Source organism: Pseudomonadota bacterium (genome assembly GCA_039714795.1).
Taxonomy (GTDB): domain Bacteria; phylum Pseudomonadota; class Alphaproteobacteria; order JAGOMX01; family JAGOMX01; genus JBDLIP01.
Genome location: JBDLIP010000004.1, coordinates 16,464 through 36,526, shown reverse-complemented (window position 1 = coordinate 36,526; position 20,063 = coordinate 16,464). Strand labels below are relative to the sequence as shown.

17 protein-coding genes are annotated in these 20,063 nt (G+C 44.9%); 10 read left to right on the top strand and 7 right to left on the bottom strand.

What is annotated here, in order from left to right; genetic code table 11:
- Positions 1-168: transposase (locus ABFQ95_00755; protein MEN8236072.1), on the top strand; the 168-nt coding region annotated here is incomplete at its 5' end.
- A 65-nt stretch (positions 169-233) separates the two neighbouring features.
- On the opposite strand, the gene rsmD is transcribed toward ABFQ95_00755, so the two are convergent.
- Genes rsmD through ABFQ95_00740 form a run of 3 tightly spaced genes read right to left on the bottom strand, consistent with a single transcriptional unit; the run spans position 234 to position 2,256 of the window.
- A complete protein-coding gene (gene rsmD, locus ABFQ95_00750; protein MEN8236071.1) occupies positions 234-797 on the bottom strand; it encodes a 16S rRNA (guanine(966)-N(2))-methyltransferase RsmD in 564 nt (187 codons plus the stop codon).
- Between the two features lie 5 nt (positions 798-802).
- Positions 803-1,549 carry a pseudouridine synthase gene (locus tag ABFQ95_00745; protein MEN8236070.1) on the bottom strand — a complete coding sequence of 249 codons (747 nt, stop codon included), beginning with the start codon at positions 1,547-1,549 and terminating at the stop codon, positions 803-805.
- Positions 1,546-2,256 (bottom strand): gamma-glutamyl-gamma-aminobutyrate hydrolase family protein, encoded by a 711-nt coding sequence (locus tag ABFQ95_00740; protein ID MEN8236069.1) that lies wholly within the window; start codon positions 2,254-2,256, stop codon positions 1,546-1,548. Before ABFQ95_00740 ends, ABFQ95_00745 begins: the two co-directional genes overlap by 4 nt.
- A 458-nt stretch (positions 2,257-2,714) precedes the next feature.
- Here ABFQ95_00740 and ABFQ95_00735 point away from each other — a divergent pair, with 458 nt between their 5' ends.
- The 5 genes from ABFQ95_00735 to holA all read left to right on the top strand — a co-directional run bounded on the left by ABFQ95_00735 (position 2,715) and on the right by holA (position 9,199).
- Positions 2,715-4,028, top strand: coding sequence for a porin (locus ABFQ95_00735; protein ID MEN8236068.1), 1,314 nt, complete (start codon positions 2,715-2,717; stop codon positions 4,026-4,028).
- A 442-nt stretch (positions 4,029-4,470) separates the two neighbouring features.
- Complete coding sequence (locus tag ABFQ95_00730) at positions 4,471-4,995, top strand: DUF3576 domain-containing protein (GenBank protein MEN8236067.1); 525 nt, start codon at positions 4,471-4,473, stop codon at positions 4,993-4,995.
- A gap of 29 nt (positions 4,996-5,024) precedes the next feature.
- The gene (gene leuS, locus ABFQ95_00725) at positions 5,025-7,586 is read left to right on the top strand and encodes a leucine--tRNA ligase (protein ID MEN8236066.1); all 2,562 of its coding nucleotides are present in this window, start codon (positions 5,025-5,027) and stop codon (positions 7,584-7,586) included.
- On the top strand, positions 7,579-8,220 hold the full coding sequence (locus ABFQ95_00720; GenBank protein MEN8236065.1) for a hypothetical protein: 642 nt from the start codon (positions 7,579-7,581) through the stop codon (positions 8,218-8,220). Before leuS ends, ABFQ95_00720 begins: the two co-directional genes overlap by 8 nt.
- On the top strand, positions 8,204-9,199 hold the full coding sequence (holA, locus tag ABFQ95_00715; protein ID MEN8236064.1) for a DNA polymerase III subunit delta: 996 nt from the start codon (positions 8,204-8,206) through the stop codon (positions 9,197-9,199). Before ABFQ95_00720 ends, holA begins: the two co-directional genes overlap by 17 nt.
- A gap of 56 nt (positions 9,200-9,255) precedes the next feature.
- On the opposite strand, the gene dnaJ is transcribed toward holA, so the two are convergent.
- On the bottom strand, positions 9,256-10,416 hold the full coding sequence (gene dnaJ, locus ABFQ95_00710) for a molecular chaperone DnaJ (GenBank protein MEN8236063.1): 1,161 nt from the start codon (positions 10,414-10,416) through the stop codon (positions 9,256-9,258).
- Positions 10,417-10,492: 76 nt separating this feature from the next.
- Complete coding sequence (dnaK, locus tag ABFQ95_00705) at positions 10,493-12,442, bottom strand: molecular chaperone DnaK (GenBank protein MEN8236062.1); 1,950 nt, start codon at positions 12,440-12,442, stop codon at positions 10,493-10,495.
- Between the two features lie 215 nt (positions 12,443-12,657).
- Here dnaK and ald point away from each other — a divergent pair, with 215 nt between their 5' ends.
- The gene (ald, locus tag ABFQ95_00700; GenBank protein MEN8236061.1) at positions 12,658-13,776 is read left to right on the top strand and encodes an alanine dehydrogenase; all 1,119 of its coding nucleotides are present in this window, start codon (positions 12,658-12,660) and stop codon (positions 13,774-13,776) included.
- A 520-nt stretch (positions 13,777-14,296) separates the two neighbouring features.
- Here the strand turns inward: ald and ABFQ95_00695 are convergent.
- A complete protein-coding gene (locus ABFQ95_00695) occupies positions 14,297-17,335 on the bottom strand; it encodes an efflux RND transporter permease subunit (GenBank protein ID MEN8236060.1) in 3,039 nt (1,012 codons plus the stop codon).
- Complete coding sequence (locus ABFQ95_00690) at positions 17,332-18,348, bottom strand: efflux RND transporter periplasmic adaptor subunit (GenBank protein ID MEN8236059.1); 1,017 nt, start codon at positions 18,346-18,348, stop codon at positions 17,332-17,334. The genes ABFQ95_00695 and ABFQ95_00690 overlap by 4 nt, the downstream gene beginning before the upstream one ends.
- A 279-nt stretch (positions 18,349-18,627) precedes the next feature.
- On the opposite strand from ABFQ95_00690, the gene rpsF reads away from it, so the two are divergent.
- From rpsF to rplI, 3 genes are read left to right on the top strand one after another with little or no spacing between them, the layout of a single operon-like run.
- A complete protein-coding gene (gene rpsF / locus ABFQ95_00685) occupies positions 18,628-19,119 on the top strand; it encodes a 30S ribosomal protein S6 (GenBank protein ID MEN8236058.1) in 492 nt (163 codons plus the stop codon).
- 16 nt (positions 19,120-19,135) lie between these two features.
- The gene (gene rpsR, locus ABFQ95_00680; protein ID MEN8236057.1) at positions 19,136-19,420 is read left to right on the top strand and encodes a 30S ribosomal protein S18; all 285 of its coding nucleotides are present in this window, start codon (positions 19,136-19,138) and stop codon (positions 19,418-19,420) included.
- A gap of 15 nt (positions 19,421-19,435) precedes the next feature.
- The gene (gene rplI / locus ABFQ95_00675) at positions 19,436-20,029 is read left to right on the top strand and encodes a 50S ribosomal protein L9 (protein ID MEN8236056.1); all 594 of its coding nucleotides are present in this window, start codon (positions 19,436-19,438) and stop codon (positions 20,027-20,029) included.
- The last annotated feature ends 34 nt before the right edge of the window (positions 20,030-20,063 follow it).

The window sequence follows — 20,063 nt, the reverse complement described above, 5'->3', positions numbered from 1 at the left end:
ATCATACAAAGATGGAGTTCAAAGCATACAAATGCAAGGATGGAGGGCCTTAATGGCGTGTTCAAAGCAGTCAGAGCAAGAGCTAGAGGATACCGAAATATGGAGTCCTTTATGACTATGATCTACCTGATCGGAGCTCCTCTGGATTTTTTATTTAATTCCACTTGAAACGTCGAAGAGCCTCCTTTTTCAACCCAAAATTGTCCCACAGAATCCGTTATAACGAGCAAAATTCAGGTTAATTGTAGAAAAAAAACCTGCGCAGCACCATATGATTTTTCAAGTAGGATATGAACTCCTGCTGGCAGGGATAAGGGTTTACCGCTTTCAACTTCTGCAACAATGATTGTGTTATTGTTAATCCAACCTGTTTTGATTAGGGGAGGCAAACAGGCTAGGACAAGATTTTTACCAAAGGGAGGATCGAGAAATACCAAATCCATACTCTGAGGTGCCCTTGGGGGATTGGTAGCATCGACCTTAAGCAGTTTACAGCGATCTTGCTCTTTTAGGTTCCAGACATTTTCTCGCACAATCCCTAGAGCTTTTGGACTTTTATCAAAAAAATAAGCCTGCTTTGCTCCACGGGAGATGGCCTCTAGACCAATGGCTCCACTTCCTGCAAAGGCATCAAGCACGATAGCACCCTCAAGTATGGTACCACTGCATACTTTCCAATTCTGGTGCATGAGAATATTAAAAACGGACTCACGCACTTTGTCCATCATTGGACGGGTAATATGACCAGGTGGTCTTGAAAGTGCGTGACCTTTATGGATACCTGTAACAATACGCATAGGATTTACTTTCGCAAATCTCGAGAGATATAATCATCTAATACAGCAGAAGGAACTTCTTCAACCTCTCCTGGCTTAAGGTTTCCAAGGTCGAAAGGGCCATACTTGGTGCGAATAAGCTTTAAGATGGTATAACCAAAAAATGTCATAATCCGTCGAATCTCACGATTTTTGCCCTCTTGCAGGATGATGTGTAACCAACAGGTGTTCTTTTTTTGTTTCTCGAGACCTATGTGTATGCCCTCGTACCTTACGCCCTCAATATCGATGCCTTTTTTTAGGGCGGAAAGCTTCTCCACATCCACGTGGCCTTCAACACAAACGCGATAATGTCTTTTAATTTTGCTTTTGGGAAGCTCTAAGGTTCTGGCAAGCATTCCATCGTTGGTCAGCAGCAGCAAACCTTCCGAATACATATCAAGACGTCCAACTGAAACCACCCGCGGTAGCTTTTTGGCAAGAGCAGAAAAGACAGTGGGACGTCCTTCTGGATCTTTATGAGTTGTCACAAGTCCAACAGGTTTGTAAAAGCGCCATAACCTGGGAGCAGACTGTTGTGGCAACGATTTCCCATCAACTGTAATCTGTAAAGCAGATTTTACTCTGGTTCCAAGGGCAATAACTGTTTTTCCATCGATCTGCACGCGTCCCTTTTCAATCCAACGATCGGCTTCTCTCCGGGAACAAAGTCCTGAGCGTGCAATGTGTTTTGAGACACGTTCCCCTTGTCCTTGATCTTGCCCTTGGTTCATCGGATACACGCTTGGATCAGGGCTGCAAATAAACGCTGATCACCTTCGGTGATCAAATACTCAGGATGCCATTGTACTCCAAGACAAAATCTGTGTGTCAAAGATTCTATACCTTCGATAATCCCATCGGGTGCCACTGCGTTGACAATTAAACCGTCTCCAACATCAGCTATTGCCTGGTGATGGGCTGTGTTGACCGGGGCACCCTCCATTTGCATGATTTGGTGCAGCTTGGTGTTTGGAGTGATTTTAATTGTGTGTCCGGGTTGATTAAAGGGAGGTGACTGTTCATGCGAGAGATAACTAGGGTCATCTTCAGGGATATGTGCAATGAGATTTCCCCCGAAAATGACATTAATCAGCTGATGGCCTCCACAAATGCCCAGGACCGGCATATCACGTTCAAGCGCACGTGATGCAAGTTTGTGCTCAAACTCGCTTCGTTTTGGCTTTAATTTGATTCTAGGGTGGCAAGCCTCTTGCCCATAAAACTTAGGATCAACGTCAAACCCCCCACCTGTGATAATAAGGCCCGAGATAACATCCAAATAATTTTCAATGTGATCACATTGGTAAGGCAACAACACGGGAGTACCACCAAGGAAAGCAATAGGGTCTACATAATTTTCCCGTACCGCATACCAAGGTAGCTTTGAGTAACTCTCTGTTTCCTCACGATCGAGTGTTATACCAATAATAGGACGCATGATATGAACATATTAAACCCTTAGATGGCATTTTTTCAATGGTTTTAAATTGCGCTTTTGACTGAGCAAGTTGGATAGTTACAAAGCGCAAGATATTTATACCCCTATGGCACAACCGACAGACCTGACATTCTAGATCAATTGGTGAACTGGAGAAAAACTTGTCCCGGAATGGATCCGGGATGGTGACCGGTATTACAGTCTGCGGCAGATAAGCAAAATCCTCCCTTATCCAAAACTCAGGTTGATCACGAATGTGAAACAATTTTTAATAAAGTTCATTTTGAATGGTGTGACTTGCTAGCAACAGTGATTGAGAATCTTTGGTGGTGGAGCGATTGCCGTTGCAAAGATTTGGGCTAGTTGAGGTAGATTGGCTGTAGATGTAAGAAACGTTGGGCCGTTTTAGGCTTTTCGTACCTAAGTATGGTACCTGGAATCGTAAACTGGAGGAGAATATGAGAAACTTTTTGCTGGGAAGTGCAGCACTTGGAGTCGTAATGGGATTTGGTTTGTTTGCTGATGCTGCTGAGGCAAGGAAAGCAACAAAACCAGCCTTAAAAGTTAGTGGCCGTGCTACTGCAACGTACCATATATTCAGTAACAAGGATGATCCTAGTCTTGGTGGAGGTAAGGGTGAAAAAGGCTATGGAAGCCACTTTGCCATGGAAGACTCTCGCTTGAACTTTGATGTCATTGGGCGTATGGACTGGTTGGGTCAAATGTTCTACGACTGGAGACTTGGAATTACGGGTGATACTGGGGTTCGATACAACTCTACAAACCATAATCCGATCGAAGAAAACCGTCTGCGTATTAAAGGCGAATGGGGTACGGTTTTGTTTGGTAATGCCCAGGGTGTTGAAAACTTTATGGCTCGTGGTGCTTTCGGTGTGATGGGAGCAACTGGTGGTTTCGATGGTAACTTCCAGACTGTGATCAATCGTCCCTCAGGTGTCTTGCTAACAACAGATTTGGTTGGATCGACCAAGTATGCCACGAAGGTCAGCTACATTACGCCGCGTCTTTGGGGCTTCCAGTTGGGTGCTTCTTATGCGCCAAACAGCGAGCACAAAGGTCAAGGCAAGGATGGTTCTGCTCATAACCGCACAAGCACTAAGAGCTCCCCTCCTGAAGCGTTTGGTTTGAGTAACTGGTCTGGTGCTGTAAACTTTATGCACGAGTTTGCCAATGGCTTTAGTGTTGCATTGTCGGCAACTGGTTTGGTGAGCCATACCAAGTCAGCGGCGGGCAGTACATTTAATTCTACGAATTTGGCGACTGCGAATCAGACTGCAATTCGTGAGCGGGCTATGTCTTATGCCATTGGTGGTGTTGCTGAGTTCCGTGGTTTTGAGTTGGGTGCAGAGTGGATTGACAACGGTGACTCGAGGCAGGTTAAGAATCTGAATCAGTTGAGGAATCTTCAGAATGATCCAGGTATCACCATTGGCAAGTTCGACGCTGGTGAAGCCTACTCGTTTGCGGCAGGATATACCTATGGACCTGACAAGGTCGCTGTTGGTTATTACCACAGTGAACGCAAGTACAATGGTATAAAAGCCGAAGCCGATATTTACTCGGTGACTTACGACCGCAAACTTGCTCCAGGTTTATCTGTGTTTGTTGAGTATAACAAATTAGGTTTGAATACTGGTAAGGCAGCAGTTGACTATGACAATGAGTTGAAGGTTGGAAATTCGGACTTCTCCAGCGGCAAAAACAACAACGATACTCACGCGGTTGCGTTGGGTGCGAAGTTCAAATTCTAGGTTGAATTTTAATTGGTTAAATTGCAAGGGGGAGCTGAGCTCCCCCTTTTTTTGTGGGCGTGATTGAAAGTATATGGTGAAGTACATCGGTCATCCCCTTCCTCGGCTGTCATACTGTAGAAGCCGGTTTTATTAGAAGTTTCCTGGTGCCTATGATAATGGGCATACAGGGGCGCTGTAGTACAAAACCGTGCTATCCGGTATACAATTTTTTGTTGACCTTTGGCTGCAAACAGCACAATCTAACCATATTGAAGCGGATCCAAAATGTAGGTTTTCTGATACGCTTAAAGTGCTCATTTACCAAGTGTAAACTGCGCGCTTTGCGCTATCATAAAATCCAACATTTTGAATCCGCACGAGTATATACTGAAGCAAATCCCACATTTCAAATTTGGCTGGGTGTTAGTTATGAACAACGATGTAGATATGGTGATACAGCATGTTACGATTTGAAGCTAAGACTTTTGGGGCAATCGGATTTTTCCTATTGCTGGTTGGATGCAGTGGAACAGATTCTAAAGTCAGTGATGACGATAGTATGTCAAAGAAAGAGCGCCGAGAGGACAAGCTTGGCAAAATGTTCGGTGATGATCTGTTTTTGTTTGGCGGGGATGAACAGCGCCAACAGCAGGCAGAAGGCGGACTTGGCGTTAACTATTATTTATGGCGCGGGGCTTTAGATACGGTCTCTTTTATGCCTTTGCGTTCCGTTGATCCCTTTGGCGGGGTAATTATTAGCGAATGGTATACACCACCTGAAAGCCCCAGTGAAAGGCTGAAAGTAGACATTGTGATCTTGGATCGCCAACTACGAGCTGACGGCGTTCGGGTTTCTATTCACAAGCAAAAAATGGCCAAAAGTGGCTGGCAGGATACGTTTGTTGACCCCAAGTCATTTGCTGAATTTGAAGAGGCAATTTTGACCAGGGCGCGTCAAATCAAGATGAACAACGTAAAGTCTTAAGTATTTAAGGGCAAGGGTATGTGAATGTGATGGCAAAAGTTGCGCGTTATAACGTCCAGGAAACAGAGAGAAAATGGCAGCAAACCTGGACTGAAAACAATTGTTTTCAGGCCAGCGATGATGAGTACAAAACCAAATATTATGTATTGGAGATGTTTCCCTACCCTTCAGGTCGGATGCACATGGGGCACGTTCGCAATTACACACTTGGGGATGTAATTGCGCGTTTTAAGTTGTCTCAAGGGTTTAATGTGTTACATCCCATGGGTTGGGATGCCTTTGGCCTCCCTGCTGAAAACGCAGCTCTCGAGAAAAACCTGCATCCAAAGCAATGGACTGAAGAAAATATTAAGGTTATGCGAGAGCAGCAACAATCCGTGGGCTTTGCCTATGATTGGTCACGTGAACTTGCAACGTGCCGCCCTGACTATTACGGTCATGAGCAGAAAATATTTCTCGATTTTCTGAAGAATGGCCTTGTGTATCAGAAAGAAGCTTGGGTGAACTGGGATCCAGTTGAAAACACGGTGCTGGCGAATGAGCAAGTCATCGATGGCTGTGGTTGGCGCTCTGGAGCTAAAATCGAAAAGCGGCAACTAAAACAGTGGTTTTTAAAAATCACAGATTTTGCTGAAGACTTGCTGCAAGGACTCGATGAATTAACTGAGTGGCCCGAGCGTGTGGTGACCATGCAGCGCAACTGGATAGGCAAGTCACAAGGGGCATATGTTTATTTCCCGATTCAGGGTAGATCTGATCCTTTAGAGATCTTTACAACACGTCCTGATACGCTTTTTGGGGCTTCCTTTTGTGCGCTTTCCCCTAACCACCCTTTAAGTACGGAGTTGGCGAAAAATAATCCTGAATTAGCCGCATTTATCGATGAATGTAATGCTTTGGGGACCAGCCAAGAGCAAATTGAAAAAGCTGATAAGAAGGGTTTTGATACCCAGTTACAGGTATTGCACCCCTTTAACTCAAACCAAGAATTGCCTCTCTACGTTGCCAATTTTGTCTTGGCTGAGTACGGCACGGGGGCAATTTTTGCCTGCCCTGGGGGCGACCAACGTGATTTTGAGTTTGCACAAAAGTACAAATTGCCCATTATACCTGTTGTTTCTCCTGATGGAAAAACGATTCCTGAACTACCATATGACGGTATGGGGCAGATGATTAATTCTGAGTTTTTAAACGGTCTCACTACTGTACAAGCAAAATCCAAGATGATTGAGCGCTTAGAAGCAGAGGGTAAAGGGCGTGGTGCCATCACGTACCGTTTACGGGATTGGGGCGTGTCCCGGCAGCGCTATTGGGGTTGTCCGATTCCTATCATACAATGTGCACAATGTGGACCGGTTCCCGTTCCAGAATCGGATTTGCCGGTTGCATTACCTGAGGATATTGAGATCGGACAATCTGGTAACCCCCTTGATCTCCATCCCACGTGGAAGTTTGTTGCCTGTCCAAGTTGTGGCAAGGACGCTCAACGTGAAACAGATACGCTGGATACGTTTTTTGAATCTTCTTGGTATTTTGGGCGCTTTTGTGCCCCCAATGCCCAAACACCGTTGGATAAGGAAGCCACACACTATTGGCTACCTGTTGATCAGTATATTGGCGGTATTGAGCATGCAGTCCTGCACTTGTTGTACGCACGGTTTTTTTCAAGAGCTCTAAAACGGTGTGGTTACTGGCAAATTGAAGAGCCTTTCAAGCGTCTTCTGGCCCAAGGCATGGTATGCCACGAGACTTATCGAGATGAAGATGGTCAATGGGTGCAGCCTGATGCAGTGCGAACGTTAGGTAATGACCAATATGTTAAAATCGAAGATGGTAGCCCTGTACGTATTGGTCGGGCAGAAAAAATGAGCAAATCACGCAAAAATGTGATCGATCCTAACGTCATTACCAAAGAGTTTGGCGCTGACACTGCGCGTCTCTTTATGATGTCCGATAGCCCGCCGCACAAAGATTTATATTGGACCGAATCAGGGATTCAAGGAATGTGGAAGTTCCTGAACCGCCTTTGGCAACTCGTGCATCAGCTCTGTCAGATTGCTGCACCCCTCAAGACTCCCATGCCAGATTCAAAAAGTTTGTCACAGAAAGATTTGCAGCTGCGCACTCTGGTGCATCGCACTATTGCGGCAGGAACCAAGGATCTGGAGTCATTTCATTTTAACAAATATGTTGCAAGACTACGTGAACTGAGCAACGATTTGGAAAAGGCGTCCACACAAAATTTGCACCCAGCTGTCGTTCGTGAAGCATTGGAAGTACTGGTGCAAATGTTGAATCCAATTGTGCCGCATATAACCGAGGAGCTTTGGCAAATACTTGGGCATGCAACATTTCTCGTGCATCACCCTTGGCCTGAGACAGAGCCGGCGCTGTTGATCGCGGAAATCATATCCATGGCGGTACAGGTAAATGGCAAGTTGCGGGGGACGATTGAGGTACCGGCGGAGGCGAATAATGCAGAAATTGAGTCAGCTTCATTAGAGCTACAAAGTGTGCAGAATATTGTGGCAAGCCAGCCTATTAAAAAGGTGATTATAGTCCCCAAGCGAGTTGTAAACATTGTTGTTTAGAAAAAATTTGATGTGGCTCAAGTATGGGGTACGAATTGGAAAATCTTTGCGGTTCAAAATCCAATTATTTTCTCCATTCAAGGTCAGAAAATTAGCCTATCCTGTCATTATCAGTTGTTTCTTTTTACTAGTCGGTTGTGGCTTTCAACCTCTCTATTCCCCGGAAGGAGCAGGCAGCATCAATGAGCAATTGCAAGCCATTCGTGTCGACATTATTGCAGATCGTTCAGGTCAGCAACTCCGCAATTATTTGCTTGATACGATGACACCGAAAGGCAAAAAATGCCCATCGGTCTATCGTTTAAAAGTAGAACTTTCAGAAAATATACGGCGTCTCGGGTTTCGCAGAGATAACACACCTCGCCACTCTGAGCTTACCGTTACGGCAGATATTAAGCTTACAAAGGTCGTTGAAGGAGGTACCGTACTGAATGAAACACGTAAAGCTGTTGCTTCTTACTCACTGGGTCCCAAGGCGGAGTTTGGCTCCTTTTCGGCCCGAACAGCTCAAAATGATGCGCGCAAGCGAGCACTGAAGATTTTATCTGAAGATATTAAACTACTATTGGCGGGCTTTCTATCCTCCCGGGCAATGGCAAAACAAGGTAACGTTGGCGATGAAAAAACGTTTTGATCAATACATTCACTTTCCAGATGCATCCGTGCAGAGCGTCCTATTGTATGGCACAAACGAGAGTTATCTACAGTTTTGCACAAAGAGTATTTGTGACGCACACAAAAAGACTCAAGAATCTATTGTGGTGGAAAAGCACTCACAAAATCGCTTGCTTGAACAGCCTCATCTCTTGAAAAATCAGGGTGATCTCTTTTCTAAGGCCGCCCATTTAAAAATCATCATTGTCACAGAAGCCACTGATCGTTCGGTGAAGCTCATTGAGGCAGTGTTGGAAAAGGATACGACCGTACAGTTAATTTTTTCTTGTTTAGTTGGCTCATCATTGAGAAAGTTGAAAACCTTGCATGAGACATCCAAGAGAGCAGCATTCGTGGGGTGTTATCTGGGAACTCCAGAGGAAAAAAGACACTATCTAAGAGCGTTAACTGCGCAGCATAGCGTGCGCTTTGCACCAGACTTAAAGCATTATATATTTGCAAATTTTGAACACTACAGTGCTGACTTAGCAGAGAATTTTTATAAATTATCTCTGTATCAGCAAAAAGATGACAGCGAACTAACTACGGATGATTGGCATGCCTGTTGTCACAGCTTTGTCGAAGGACAGGTTGGTGAACTTGCGTTAGCCATTGCCGATGGCAACCCTTTGCTGGTGGTGAAGGCTTTAGAAGAGGCGCAACAGTCGGGGATTGAAGACATGCACATTTTACGCGGAGTACTGCTGCACTTTAATAAGTTATTACAGCTGAAGGCTGAAATAGCTAAAGGAAAATCGATACATGAGGCGGTAACTCAAGCAAGACCTTTAATCTTTTTTAAAAACCAGCCTCGTTACAAAACCCATTTGCAAAAATGGACAACGACTAAGATGGTGCAGGCTACCGCGCGGCTTCAGCAAGTAGAGCTCAACCTAAAGAAAGGGCTGCAAGGCGTATCAGCAGCTACACACCAACTTTGTTTGGAATTGTGTCGGTGAGAAGATTAGCTTGAACAGCCCTGTTAGCTTGAGATTGTGAATTTTGGCTTGAAGGGCTATTCCTGCAAATTCTCCCAAAGATCTTTGACCTTGGCGAAAAATCCTTCAGATTTAGGACTTGAGTGAGATTCTTTCTCCTCTTCCATAAAGTCTTGCAACAACTTTTTTTGCTTTTTTGTCATCTTGACGGGGGTTTCAACTAATGTATGGACAAACATATCTCCTCTGCCTGAGCGACGCAAAACGCTCATTCCCTTGCCCCTTAAGCGAAATTTTTCACCCGATTGTGTCCCTTCAGGAATTTTCACGCGTGCCTTCTTGCCATCAATCGTGAGAACTTCAATTGAGCCACCAAGTGCTGCCGTAGGCATTGAAATCGGCACTTGGCAGTGAATATCTGCACCTTCACGGTGAAATAACTCATGCGGTTTAACCTCAACAAAAATGTATAAATCTCCTGCCGGGGCCCCCTGAAATCCAGCTTCTCCCTGGTCTGATACACGAATGCGAGTCCCATCCTCCACACCAGCTGGAATGTTCGCCTGCACAACCTTAGATTTATTCGTGCGGCCCAATCCTCCACAAGACTGGCATTTTTCCTCAATGTGTTGGCCGGTACCCCCACATGTGTGACAAGCCCGTTCAACTGTGAAAAACCCCTGTTGCGAGCGTACTTTACCGCGCCCGTGACACGATTGGCATTGTATTGGCTCTGTGCCCTGTTTGGCACCAGATCCTTGACAGGGAGAACAAGCCACAAGGGTTGTTATTGAAATGGATCTCTTGGTGCCCGCAAATGCTTGCTCCAAAGATATGCTCATATTGTATTGCAAGTCACTACCACGTCTGGCTGCCCTTTGGCCGCGATGACCACCACCCATCATATCTCCAAAGACTTCTTCAAAAAGATCAGAAAAACTGCCTGCGTTTTGAAAATTGAATTCAAAACCACCGCGGGTCTGTCGTCCCGCACCAGCTGATCCTGCTCCTCCTTCAAAGGCTTGATGACCAAACTGATCGTAGGCAGCTCGTTTTTGATCATCTCGCAAGACTTCGTACGCCTTGCTCACATCTTTGAATTTTTTCTCAGCTTCCTTATCGTCTGGATTGCGGTCGGGATGATACTTCATCGCCAATTTGCGATAAGCCTTTTTCAATTCATCCGCTGAGGCAGTACGTGAAACACCCAATAACTGATAATAATCGCTCTTTGCCATACTTTTGAAACCCTTTAATAAAATCTCCCACAGGTGCATAACCCGTAGGAGACTTTTACTTTAAACGATGCCTGATTTAAGCTTGCTTTTGCTCGTTATCACCATTTTCTGAAGTGGTATCAGACTTGTCAGCATCAACTTCCTCAAACTCAGCGTCAACAACATTCTCTGGAGATTCCGTAGTCTGGGTACCTGCCTCATCACCCGTGGTTTGAGCTTCCTGATTCGCCTTATACATCGCTTCACCTAGCTTCATTGAAACCTGACTGAGCGTTTCAGTTTTGGATTGAATTGCTCCAAGATCCTCACCTTTGCTCACTTCTTTTAGCTCTTCCAATGCGGTTTCAATAGCCTGCTTTTCTTCCACAGAGATCTTATCACCAAACTCTTTCAAACTTTTTTCGGTGCTATGCGTTAAGCCTTCGGCGTGGTTGCGGGCTTCTATAAGCTCTTTGCGTTTTTTATCCTCTTCAGCGTGGACTTCGGCATCCTTAACCATTTTATTGATTTCATCATCAGACAAACCGCCAGAGGCTTCAATGCGGATTTGTTGCTCTTTACCAGTGGCCTTATCTTTGGCTGATACATTGACTATACCATTAGCATCGATATCAAAAGTTACTTCAATCTGAGGCATGCCACGTGGTGCTGGCGCAATTCCTTCTAGGTTGAATTGACCCAATGCCTTGTTTTGTTGGGCAATTTCCCTCTCCCCTTGATAAACGCTAATCGTTACGGCCGACTGATTGTCATCAGCTGTGGAAAACACCTGACTTTTCTTAGTGGGGATCGTGGTGTTGCGATCAATAAGCCGGGTAAAGACCCCGCCAAGGGTTTCAATACCCAACGAAAGTGGCGTTACATCGAGCAACAAAACGTCTTTTACATCACCTTTTAGCACTCCACCTTGAACGGCTGCACCAATGGCAACAACTTCATCAGGGTTTACACCACGGTGTGGTTCACGACCAAAGAAATTCTTAACCGTATCAATAACCTTGGGCATACGAGTCATACCACCAACCAAGATCACCTCTTTGATGTCACCTGCGGAAAGACCGGCGTCCTTTAAAGCTTTTTTACAAGGGTCAACCGTGCGCTCAACTAGGTCAGCAACTAAAGATTCTAGCTTTGAGCGGGAAAGCTTAACGGTTAAGTGCTTAGGTCCTGACGCATCTGCGGTGATGAAGGGAAGATTGATTTCCGTCTCCATGGTCGCCGACAACTCAATCTTAGCTTTTTCAGCTGCTTCCTTCAGACGTTGCAATGCTAGCGGATCATCTCTTAAATTAATACCCTGCTCTTGCTTGAACTGATCAGCCAAATGGTCGATAACTCGCTTATCAAAGTCTTCACCGCCAAGAAAAGTATCTCCGTTCGTCGATTTAACTTCAAAAACCCCATCGCCGATTTCCAGAATCGATACATCGAATGTTCCACCACCAAGGTCGTAAACGGCAATCATACCACCTTCATTTTTGTCTAACCCATAAGACAAAGCAGCAGCTGTGGGTTCGTTAATAATACGCAAGACCTCGAGACCAGCAATTTTTCCAGCATCCTTAGTTGCTTGGCGTTGGGCATCATTAAAATAAGCCGGGACCGTAATCACTGCTTGCGTGACTTTTTCACCAAGGTGATTTTCTGCTGTCTCTTTCATTTTTTGCAAAATAAAAGCGCTAACCTGGCTTGGACTATAATTTTCGCCTTGCGCTTTAACCCAAGCGTCACCCGAATCGCTCTCTACAATCTTGAATGGCACAAGGTCTTGGTCCTTTTTCGTCAGTGGATCACTAAACCTCCGGCCAATCAATCGCTTGATTGCAAACAGAGTATTTTGGGGGTTCGTGACAGCCTGCCGCTTTGCAGATTGCCCAACCAAGCGCTCTTTGTTGTCTGTGAAGGCAACCATCGAAGGAGTAGTACGGACACCTTCTGCGTTTTCAATAACCCGTGCATCCTTTCCATCCATAACAGCAACGCACGAATTGGTTGTACCGAGATCGATACCAATTACTTTACTCATCATTTTTCCTCATTCATTAGCAAGCACCCAACGCCTCATAATCAAGCACGCCAAGCACCCCTTAAGGTTTTCAAAAATTGCAGGCAAAATCCTTGCTTACATCCCTAATATAGTCACTTGCAGGTCGTTTTTGCAAGAGCAAACTGTTGAGTTAAGAAAACCTTAACTTTCACCGCCAATAATAGCAAAAGAACAACAATGGACGGCCTTATTTCATGATCATTGGCGTACCAAAAGAGATAAAAGCGTTAGAATTTAGAGCAGGCCTGGTGCCGGCCAGTGTACGTGAGCTTGTGCACCATGGGCATCAAGTGTTGACCGAATCGCAAACAGGAGTTGGCATTGGTTTTCAAGATCATGATTATGCCCAAGCAGGCGCAAAAGTTGTACAAACCAAGGAAGAAGTCTATGAGCGCGCTGAGCTGATCGTCAAGGTCAAGGAACCTCAAGAGAATGAGTTTCACTTATTGCATGAGGGGCAAATCCTCTTTGCTTTTTTGCACCTAGCGCCAGATCCCATTCAAGCACAAGGCTTAATTGACAGCCGCTGTATTGCTATTGCTTACGAAACAGTTACGGATCATCTAGGTGGACTCCCTCTCCTGGCGCCAATGAGTGAAGTTGCCGGACGTATGGCAGCACAAGCCGGTGCGCATTATCTTGAAAAAACCCAAAATGGACTCGGTATCCTTTTGGGGGGTGTTCCAGGGGTGCATCCCGGGCGTACCACCATCATCGGTGGGGGAGTTGTGGGTACGAATGCAGCCCGAATATGTCTTGGCATGGGTTCTGAAGTTGTCATTATTGACAAAAGTCCTAAGCGCTTGCGAGAACTCGACATCCTGCTAGAGTCAAGGGTGAAAACCATTGTACCCACACTTGAAACAATCGAATCTTATGTGTGTCAGTCAGATCTAGTTATTGGCGCTGTGCTTGTACCTGGTGGTTCGGCCCCTAAACTTATCACTCAAGCAATGGTTAAGTGTATGCAACCTGGATCAGTGTTGATTGATGTGGCTATTGATCAGGGAGGCTGTTGCCAAACAAGCCGTCCCACCACGCACGAAAATCCAATCTACGTCGTAGATGACGTCATTCACTATTGTGTGACAAACATGCCAGGTGCTGTGCCCCGAACGTCAGCCTTTGCTCTCAATAATGCAACCCTTCCTCATATCTTGAATATCGCAAGCAAAGGAGTGCATCAGGCCTTGAGAGACGATGAACACTTGCGCAATGGTCTAAATGTTTACCGTGGTGCCATTACCCATCAAACGGTCGCGCAGGCTTTAGATATCCCTTACGTTTTTGCCCATGAAGTACTCAAAACCTAAATGATCTGGCTCTTTTGCGTTTTGAGTGGGTAATCTGAATTTTAGGTAGGCGAACAGCATAGGTTCAGCAGGTAAAATTCCAAGCCTCCAACAAGTAAATAAAGCATCGTTTTAAATAATTTATTCTTAAGCCTTTTTGTTTTTCTTTTTGCAACTTGTCTGTTGCAAGCTAGTAGGGGCGGCAATGAGCCCCCACGAATTTGCAGCAAAAACGGGGCTCAGTATAGTTTCTCTCCTGACCTATCATCTTTATAGGCAAAAGTGCTTTCCTGTGCAAATGTTATCTTAATATTTAAATATATCTTTTAGATATTTTTCGAATATCGAAAGTATACAAAAGATGGGTCACTCGTAATTCCTTGAAAAACAAGGTGTTAGAGCCTATCGTGGTTTTGACCATTGCTGTTTTTTTACTTAACTGAGGGTAGTTAGCATCGAATTTTCTGATTAGGAAAAAATCTCCTTACCCACTCAAAACGCAAAAGAGCCAATGATCTGAAGTTAACTCAAACTGTTGGTTTTACTGATGCGATAAAACCGTCTTTGAGCGCCGTTTGGCAATCCAATTCTCAACACGGTGGCGAATCAAATAAGCCGTTGGGACCACCACAAGCGTTAGCAGTGTGCCCAGTAAAAGGCCGCCAATGAGGACGGTTGCAAGAGATCTACGGGCCTCAGATCCGGCGCCTGTTGTAAGAGCAAGCGGCACGCAGCCAAAGATCATTGCACCCGTCGTCATCAAAATAGGCCGCAGGCGTAAGTGTGCAGCTTGTTTGATAGCTGCAAGTGCGTCTCTATCTTTGTGAAAGGCTTGATTGGCAAACTCAACAATCAGGATACCATGTTTGCTGACAAGCCCAATCAATGTCACCAGTCCAATTTGTGAAAAGATATTAAGGCTTCCACCGCTCATCCACAAAAAGGCCAGGGCTCCAACACAGGCCAAAGGAACCGTTAGCATAATGATCAGTGGATCAACAAAGCTTTCAAATTGGATTGCCAGAATCGAATAGATGAAGGCCAAGGCGAGTCCAAAAATAAGGATCATCATAGAGCTGGATTCCAAGAATTGTTTGGCACTTCCCGTATAATTGAACTTCATTGAGCTTGGTAACATTTTTTTAAAGGTTTTATCGATGTAGCTCATCCCTTCCTGTAATGAAACCCCAGATGCCAGGGATAACGAGAATTTTGCTGCGCGCATTTGGTCATAGTGACTGAGCTTTTCAGGGCTGGGGGTAAGATCAAGTTGGGCAAAACTGCGTAACGGAACCCATTTGTCGTCTTCGTTTTTCAGATAAACTTCAGAGAGGTCTTGAGGGACGGTAGCTGTTTTGACTTTAACATCGTAGCGAATACCGTCTTTATTAAACTCGATGGGGCGTGCCCCTCGATAATAAACCTCGAGAGTTCTGGCAATTTGCTGGCGGTCGAGTCCAGCAAGGGTTGCCTTAAGCTCATCAATTGTGACGTGATAGCCCGGTACATTGAGTTGTAAGTCATGCGAAACCTCACTGAAAAATGGGGAATCCTCAAAGGTTTTTTTGATATTTTGCATAGTATGAAACAAGTTCAAGTAATCCTTTGAGGTTTGGATCACCACTGAAATACTAGAAGGTTTACCCCCTGAATCAGTGCCAGGCAGAGATTGGCTCCAGTTCCACACATGCGTCACTACTGTCGGAATCGTGTCTACTTTTTCACGCAGATCTTTTTCTATTTCCTTTGCAGATCTTTTTCTTTGCGACCAGGGTTTGAGCAAGATGGGGATATTGCCGCCCCAATTTCCAATAAACGCGAGAATATTTTGGGCTTCTGGTATTTGTGTGGCTATCTTTTCGCCCTGTTCGACATATCGATTCAAAGTCTCTTTTGAGGCATCTGGCATCGGTGGATAAAAAACGCCAATGATACCTCGATCCTCTTGCGGTGCTAGTTCTTGGGGTAGAAAGTGCACAAATAGAAGACTCAACGCCAAAACCCCTGCAAACCCGCCAGCAACAATGCGAGGGCGGTTTAAAAAGAAAGGCAAGATCCCTTGATACATCGATTCGATCCATTCAAGTCCCTGATCAATTTGCGGAAATCGTTTTTTTGGATTTGGTTGCAAAATTCTTGAGCACATCATGGGAGACAGGGTTAACGCAACAACCCCTGAAACAATAACCGCACAGACAAGAGTGAGGCAAAATTCGAAAAAGAGTTGACCAATTGTGCCCTCCAAAAAAATGATGGGGGTGTAAACACCTGCTAGAGTCAGCGTCATTGCGATGATGGCAAAGCCAATTTCCCGTCCGCCTTTTTTTGCGGCCTCAATGGGTGGCATACCTGCTTCTATGTGGCGGTATATATTTTCAAGCACAACAATGGCATCATCAACAACAAGACCAATTGCCAAGACCATGGCAAGTAGAGTGATGGTGTTGATGGAAAAACCAAGAGCAGCCATGAGCCCAAAAGCCCCAATTAATGAAATTGGAATCGTTACCAACGGAATCAAAGTTGCGCGAAAGGTGCGTAAAAACAAAAAAATGATCAACAACACCAAAGCACAGGCTTCAAAGATTGTCTTTTTAACATTGTGCAGGGATACTTGGATGAATGTTGATTTATCCATCTCTACACTCAATTTGATACCCGGGGGCAAGCTCTGCTGCAACTTTGGCATTATCTTACGGGCCATTTGAGAGACTTCCAGGGGATTTCCTTGCGACGTTTTTACAATCCCAAGCAAAACTCCATTTCTACCATTGACTCGAACAAGAAATTTGTCATCTGCGGTGAGTTTGATGCTGGCAACGTCTTGTAAGGTAATGACGCTATTTCCAATTTTACGAATCACAAGATTTTCGAAATTTTCAGGCGTAGAAAGAGGAGAAATCACCGTTAGCGGGATTTCGCGATTATCTTCACCAGCAGGGGTAAAAAGACGATGTTTTTCAAGCAGATCGAGGACTTCTTGATAAGAAATGCCTAAGGCCATCATTTTGCGGGGATCAAGAGTAATCTCCATTAAGTAAGGGGTGCCAATGATTTGGACTTGCGCCACGCCTACAATATTTTCCAGAGGGTTTTTTAAGTACAGCTGTGCGTACTGTATCAGTTCAGAAGGGCTGTAATTTTCTGCTCCCAGAGAGAGATACAGGAAAGGATCGCTGTCACTATTTTTCTTTTCAACTGTGGGTTCTTTGGCATTGTCTGGAAGCTTTGCCTTGGCCCTTGATAAACGTTCTCTAACATCTGAAAGCGCTCTATCTAGCTGGGTTCCAGGTTTGAATTTAAGTGTAATATGACTCTGTTGCTTTTTCGATTGTGAGCTGATGGATTCTACCCCTTCGATACCCGATAGCTCTTGTTCAAGAGGAAAGGTGATATCGTTTTCGACTAGCTCTGGGCTGGCATTGGGATAATTGGTTTGCACAGAAAGGACTGGAATCGAAACATCTGGGTATTCTCGAACTGTCAATTTCTGGTAGGACAATGCACCAACCAGAAGGATCAATACACTTAAGATTGTTGCAAATACGGGGCGTTTAATACAGAGTTCAGGTAATGTCACTTTGTGTACACCTTAATCAACTCCCCATCTTTTAGACGCAACTGCCCGCCTACGACGACAGTATCATTTGCTTTAAGGCCTTTTTTAATTTCAAGCATTCCAGCACTTTCAAGGCCAGGCTCTATGGCCACCAGCTTGAGTTTGTCTTTCTCAATAATATAGGCATGAGGAGTTCCCTCATTTAGAAACATGGCTGTAAGGGGTACCTGGATGACATTATCGCCACTGGTATCAATCACCAGGTTGATGTTGACAAACTCCCCAGGCTGGACAGGAGCATGCGTTTCGATATCAGCGCGAACCAGCGCAGTTTGTGTCGGAGTATCAATACAGCTTTCAATGGTTTTGATATGTGCAGGAAGCGGAGCCTTTGCCAGACGGGCGATTACTTCCAGCTTTTGTCCGGGACGTAAGTGCAGCGAGGCATCCCCAGGAACTTCAAACTCAATGTAATAGGATTTTGGGTCGTAGACGTTAACCAATACATCCCCTGTCTGAATAAATGCCCCCTGACTCAGGCGAAACGTGCCCAAGACACCATCAAATGGTGCCACAATGGTGTGCATATCAAGTTCAAGTTTAGCCTGGCTTTCAATTGCCTGGGCTGCAAGCCAAGCTGTTTGTGCTTGCTCAAGTTTTTTCTTAGTTCCCGTTTTGCTTTTCAGCAAAATTTCTTGGCGCTTGAACTCCTCGTGAGCCAAACTAGATTGTTGTTTTGCTATTTCGTATCTTTGTACGACTTCAGGATCATCAATCAGAAGTAGAGTTTCGCCATGACGTACTTGAGCGCCGTCTTGGAAATTAATTTGCTTAATCGGGCCAGAGCGTCGTGCTCTTAGAGTTGAGGCTTTTTTTGATTTGACACGTCCGACCAATTGCGCCTTTCGCTGTATAGGACCAACGCGTGCGGTTGCTGTTTCCACAACTTTGGGTGGATGTAAGCCTTTGGGATTGTCAGCCTGGACCGGCAAAATCGTGGCGATCAGTATGAAAATAAGAGCAATGTAGATCATATTTTAAGTGTCCTCTAATTTTTCTAGCAAATTCTTCCCAGCAAATTCTTCAAAGTATGTCAGAAAAAATATAATAAACTACTTATGTACTGGGGTGAAATTAAAACTTCTGTTTCCCAGGGCTGTTGCTTTCCTGATTTTTCTTGCTTTTGCTAGTCTCCATCAGCTATAGTCCAAGGCATTAGAGGACAAATTTACCCTTTGATATCTCCTTGCTGGTGAGTGCCAGCTTTTTAAGGCCCAGGGTTGGGCAAATGATTAACCGAGAGGGGACTACAAATGAACCTATATGAGAGCATTTTTATTGCTCGCCAAGAATTATCGTCAGCGCAAGTTGATACGCTTACGGAGAAATTTTCAGGAATTTTGACGGAAAAGGGTGCTGAAGTCAGCAGGACTGAGTACGCGGGTCTGAAACAGCTAGCGTATCCTATTAAGAAAAGTCACAAAGGACACTATGTGTTGATGAATGTGACTGCCGGTGGTGACGCTATCGAAGAGATGGAGCGCAACATGCGACTCAGTGAAGATGTGATTCGCTTTTTAACAATCGCTGTTGACGAGCACCAGACGCAACCCTCTGCATTGCTACAGCAACCTCGTCCGCCGCGCACTTACGGGGGACGGGATTTTTCTGATGATAGACCAAAGCGACCTTTCCGAGGGGATCGAGATCGAAGCTCTGGGTCTACTAGCGCGCAAGATAGTTCCAATCGGGACAGCTCCAGTCAAGATACTCCAAATGATAAAAGCCCAAGTGATAAAAGTTAGGTAGAAAAGGTAAATTATGGCATATGATTCAAGATCAAGAAGTGAGACGTCCTCAGGTGATGGGGGGCGCCCCAGTGCTCAACGTCAACTGTTTAGGCGTCGTAAAGTCTGTCCCTTCTGTGAAAAGGGAGCACCGAAAATCGATTATAAGGATGTGCGGTTGTTGCAAAGATATTTGTCTGAAAGGGGCAGAATATTACCTCGTCGTATCTCATTTGTATCCTCTGGACACCAAAGAGAGTTAGCACAAGCAATCAAACGGGCACGCCACTTGGCATTGTTGCCTTACGTTGTGAAATAAAGGCTGGGAAAGATCATGGAAGTTATTTTATTAGAACGCATTGAGAAACTGGGGTTTATCGGTGACGTAGTCAAGGTCAAGAATGGCTATGCACGCAATTTTCTTTTGCCTCAGAAAAAAGCTTTAAGGGCGTCGAAAGAAAATCGAGAGTACTTTGAAACCCAAAAAGTACAGCTTGAAGCAAACAACTTAAAAGCTCGTCAGGATGCTGAAAAGATTCAGGACAAAGTAGATGGCATGACAGTTGTGATGATTCGCAAAGCTGGAGACTCAGGTCAGTTATACGGTTCGGTTACCACACGTGATATCGCAGCTGCTATGACAGAAGCCGGTGTCAGCTTAAGGAGCGATCAGGTTATTTTGCACCATTCCATTAAGATGCTTGGGCTGCACCGCGCTAAAATCATGCTGCACCCAGAGGTAAGTGTATGGGCGGTGGTCAACGTTGCCAAATCTGCAGAAGAAGCTGAAGCCCAGATAGAAGCAGAAAAAGCCTTGATTGAACAGAGTGCTAAAAAGGCAGAAGATCCCTATCAGTATGATGTACCTGAAGCAATGTTAGAAAGTGCTGAAGAAGATGCTGCTGAGGAAAGTGAAGCTGGGGAATAAAGGGATGGATAAGCCGTAGATTATGAAAATTTTC

Coding starts and splice junctions, on each gene's coding strand:
- dnaK (MEN8236062.1), bottom strand. CDS start 12,442: ATGAGTAAAGTAATTGGTATCGATCTCGGTACAACCAATTCGTGCGTT.
- ABFQ95_00730 (MEN8236067.1), top strand. CDS start 4,471: ATGTTACGATTTGAAGCTAAGACTTTTGGGGCAATCGGATTTTTCCTA.
- ABFQ95_00735 (MEN8236068.1), top strand. CDS start 2,715: ATGAGAAACTTTTTGCTGGGAAGTGCAGCACTTGGAGTCGTAATGGGA.
- ald (MEN8236061.1), top strand. CDS start 12,658: ATGATCATTGGCGTACCAAAAGAGATAAAAGCGTTAGAATTTAGAGCA.
- rpsF (MEN8236058.1), top strand. CDS start 18,628: ATGAACCTATATGAGAGCATTTTTATTGCTCGCCAAGAATTATCGTCA.
- ABFQ95_00690 (MEN8236059.1), bottom strand. CDS start 18,348: ATGATCTACATTGCTCTTATTTTCATACTGATCGCCACGATTTTGCCG.
- dnaJ (MEN8236063.1), bottom strand. CDS start 10,416: ATGGCAAAGAGCGATTATTATCAGTTATTGGGTGTTTCACGTACTGCC.
- rplI (MEN8236056.1), top strand. CDS start 19,436: ATGGAAGTTATTTTATTAGAACGCATTGAGAAACTGGGGTTTATCGGT.
- rpsR (MEN8236057.1), top strand. CDS start 19,136: ATGGCATATGATTCAAGATCAAGAAGTGAGACGTCCTCAGGTGATGGG.
- ABFQ95_00740 (MEN8236069.1), bottom strand. CDS start 2,256: ATGCGTCCTATTATTGGTATAACACTCGATCGTGAGGAAACAGAGAGT.
- ABFQ95_00745 (MEN8236070.1), bottom strand. CDS start 1,549: ATGAACCAAGGGCAAGATCAAGGACAAGGGGAACGTGTCTCAAAACAC.
- holA (MEN8236064.1), top strand. CDS start 8,204: ATGAAAAAACGTTTTGATCAATACATTCACTTTCCAGATGCATCCGTG.
- rsmD (MEN8236071.1), bottom strand. CDS start 797: ATGCGTATTGTTACAGGTATCCATAAAGGTCACGCACTTTCAAGACCA.
- leuS (MEN8236066.1), top strand. CDS start 5,025: ATGGCAAAAGTTGCGCGTTATAACGTCCAGGAAACAGAGAGAAAATGG.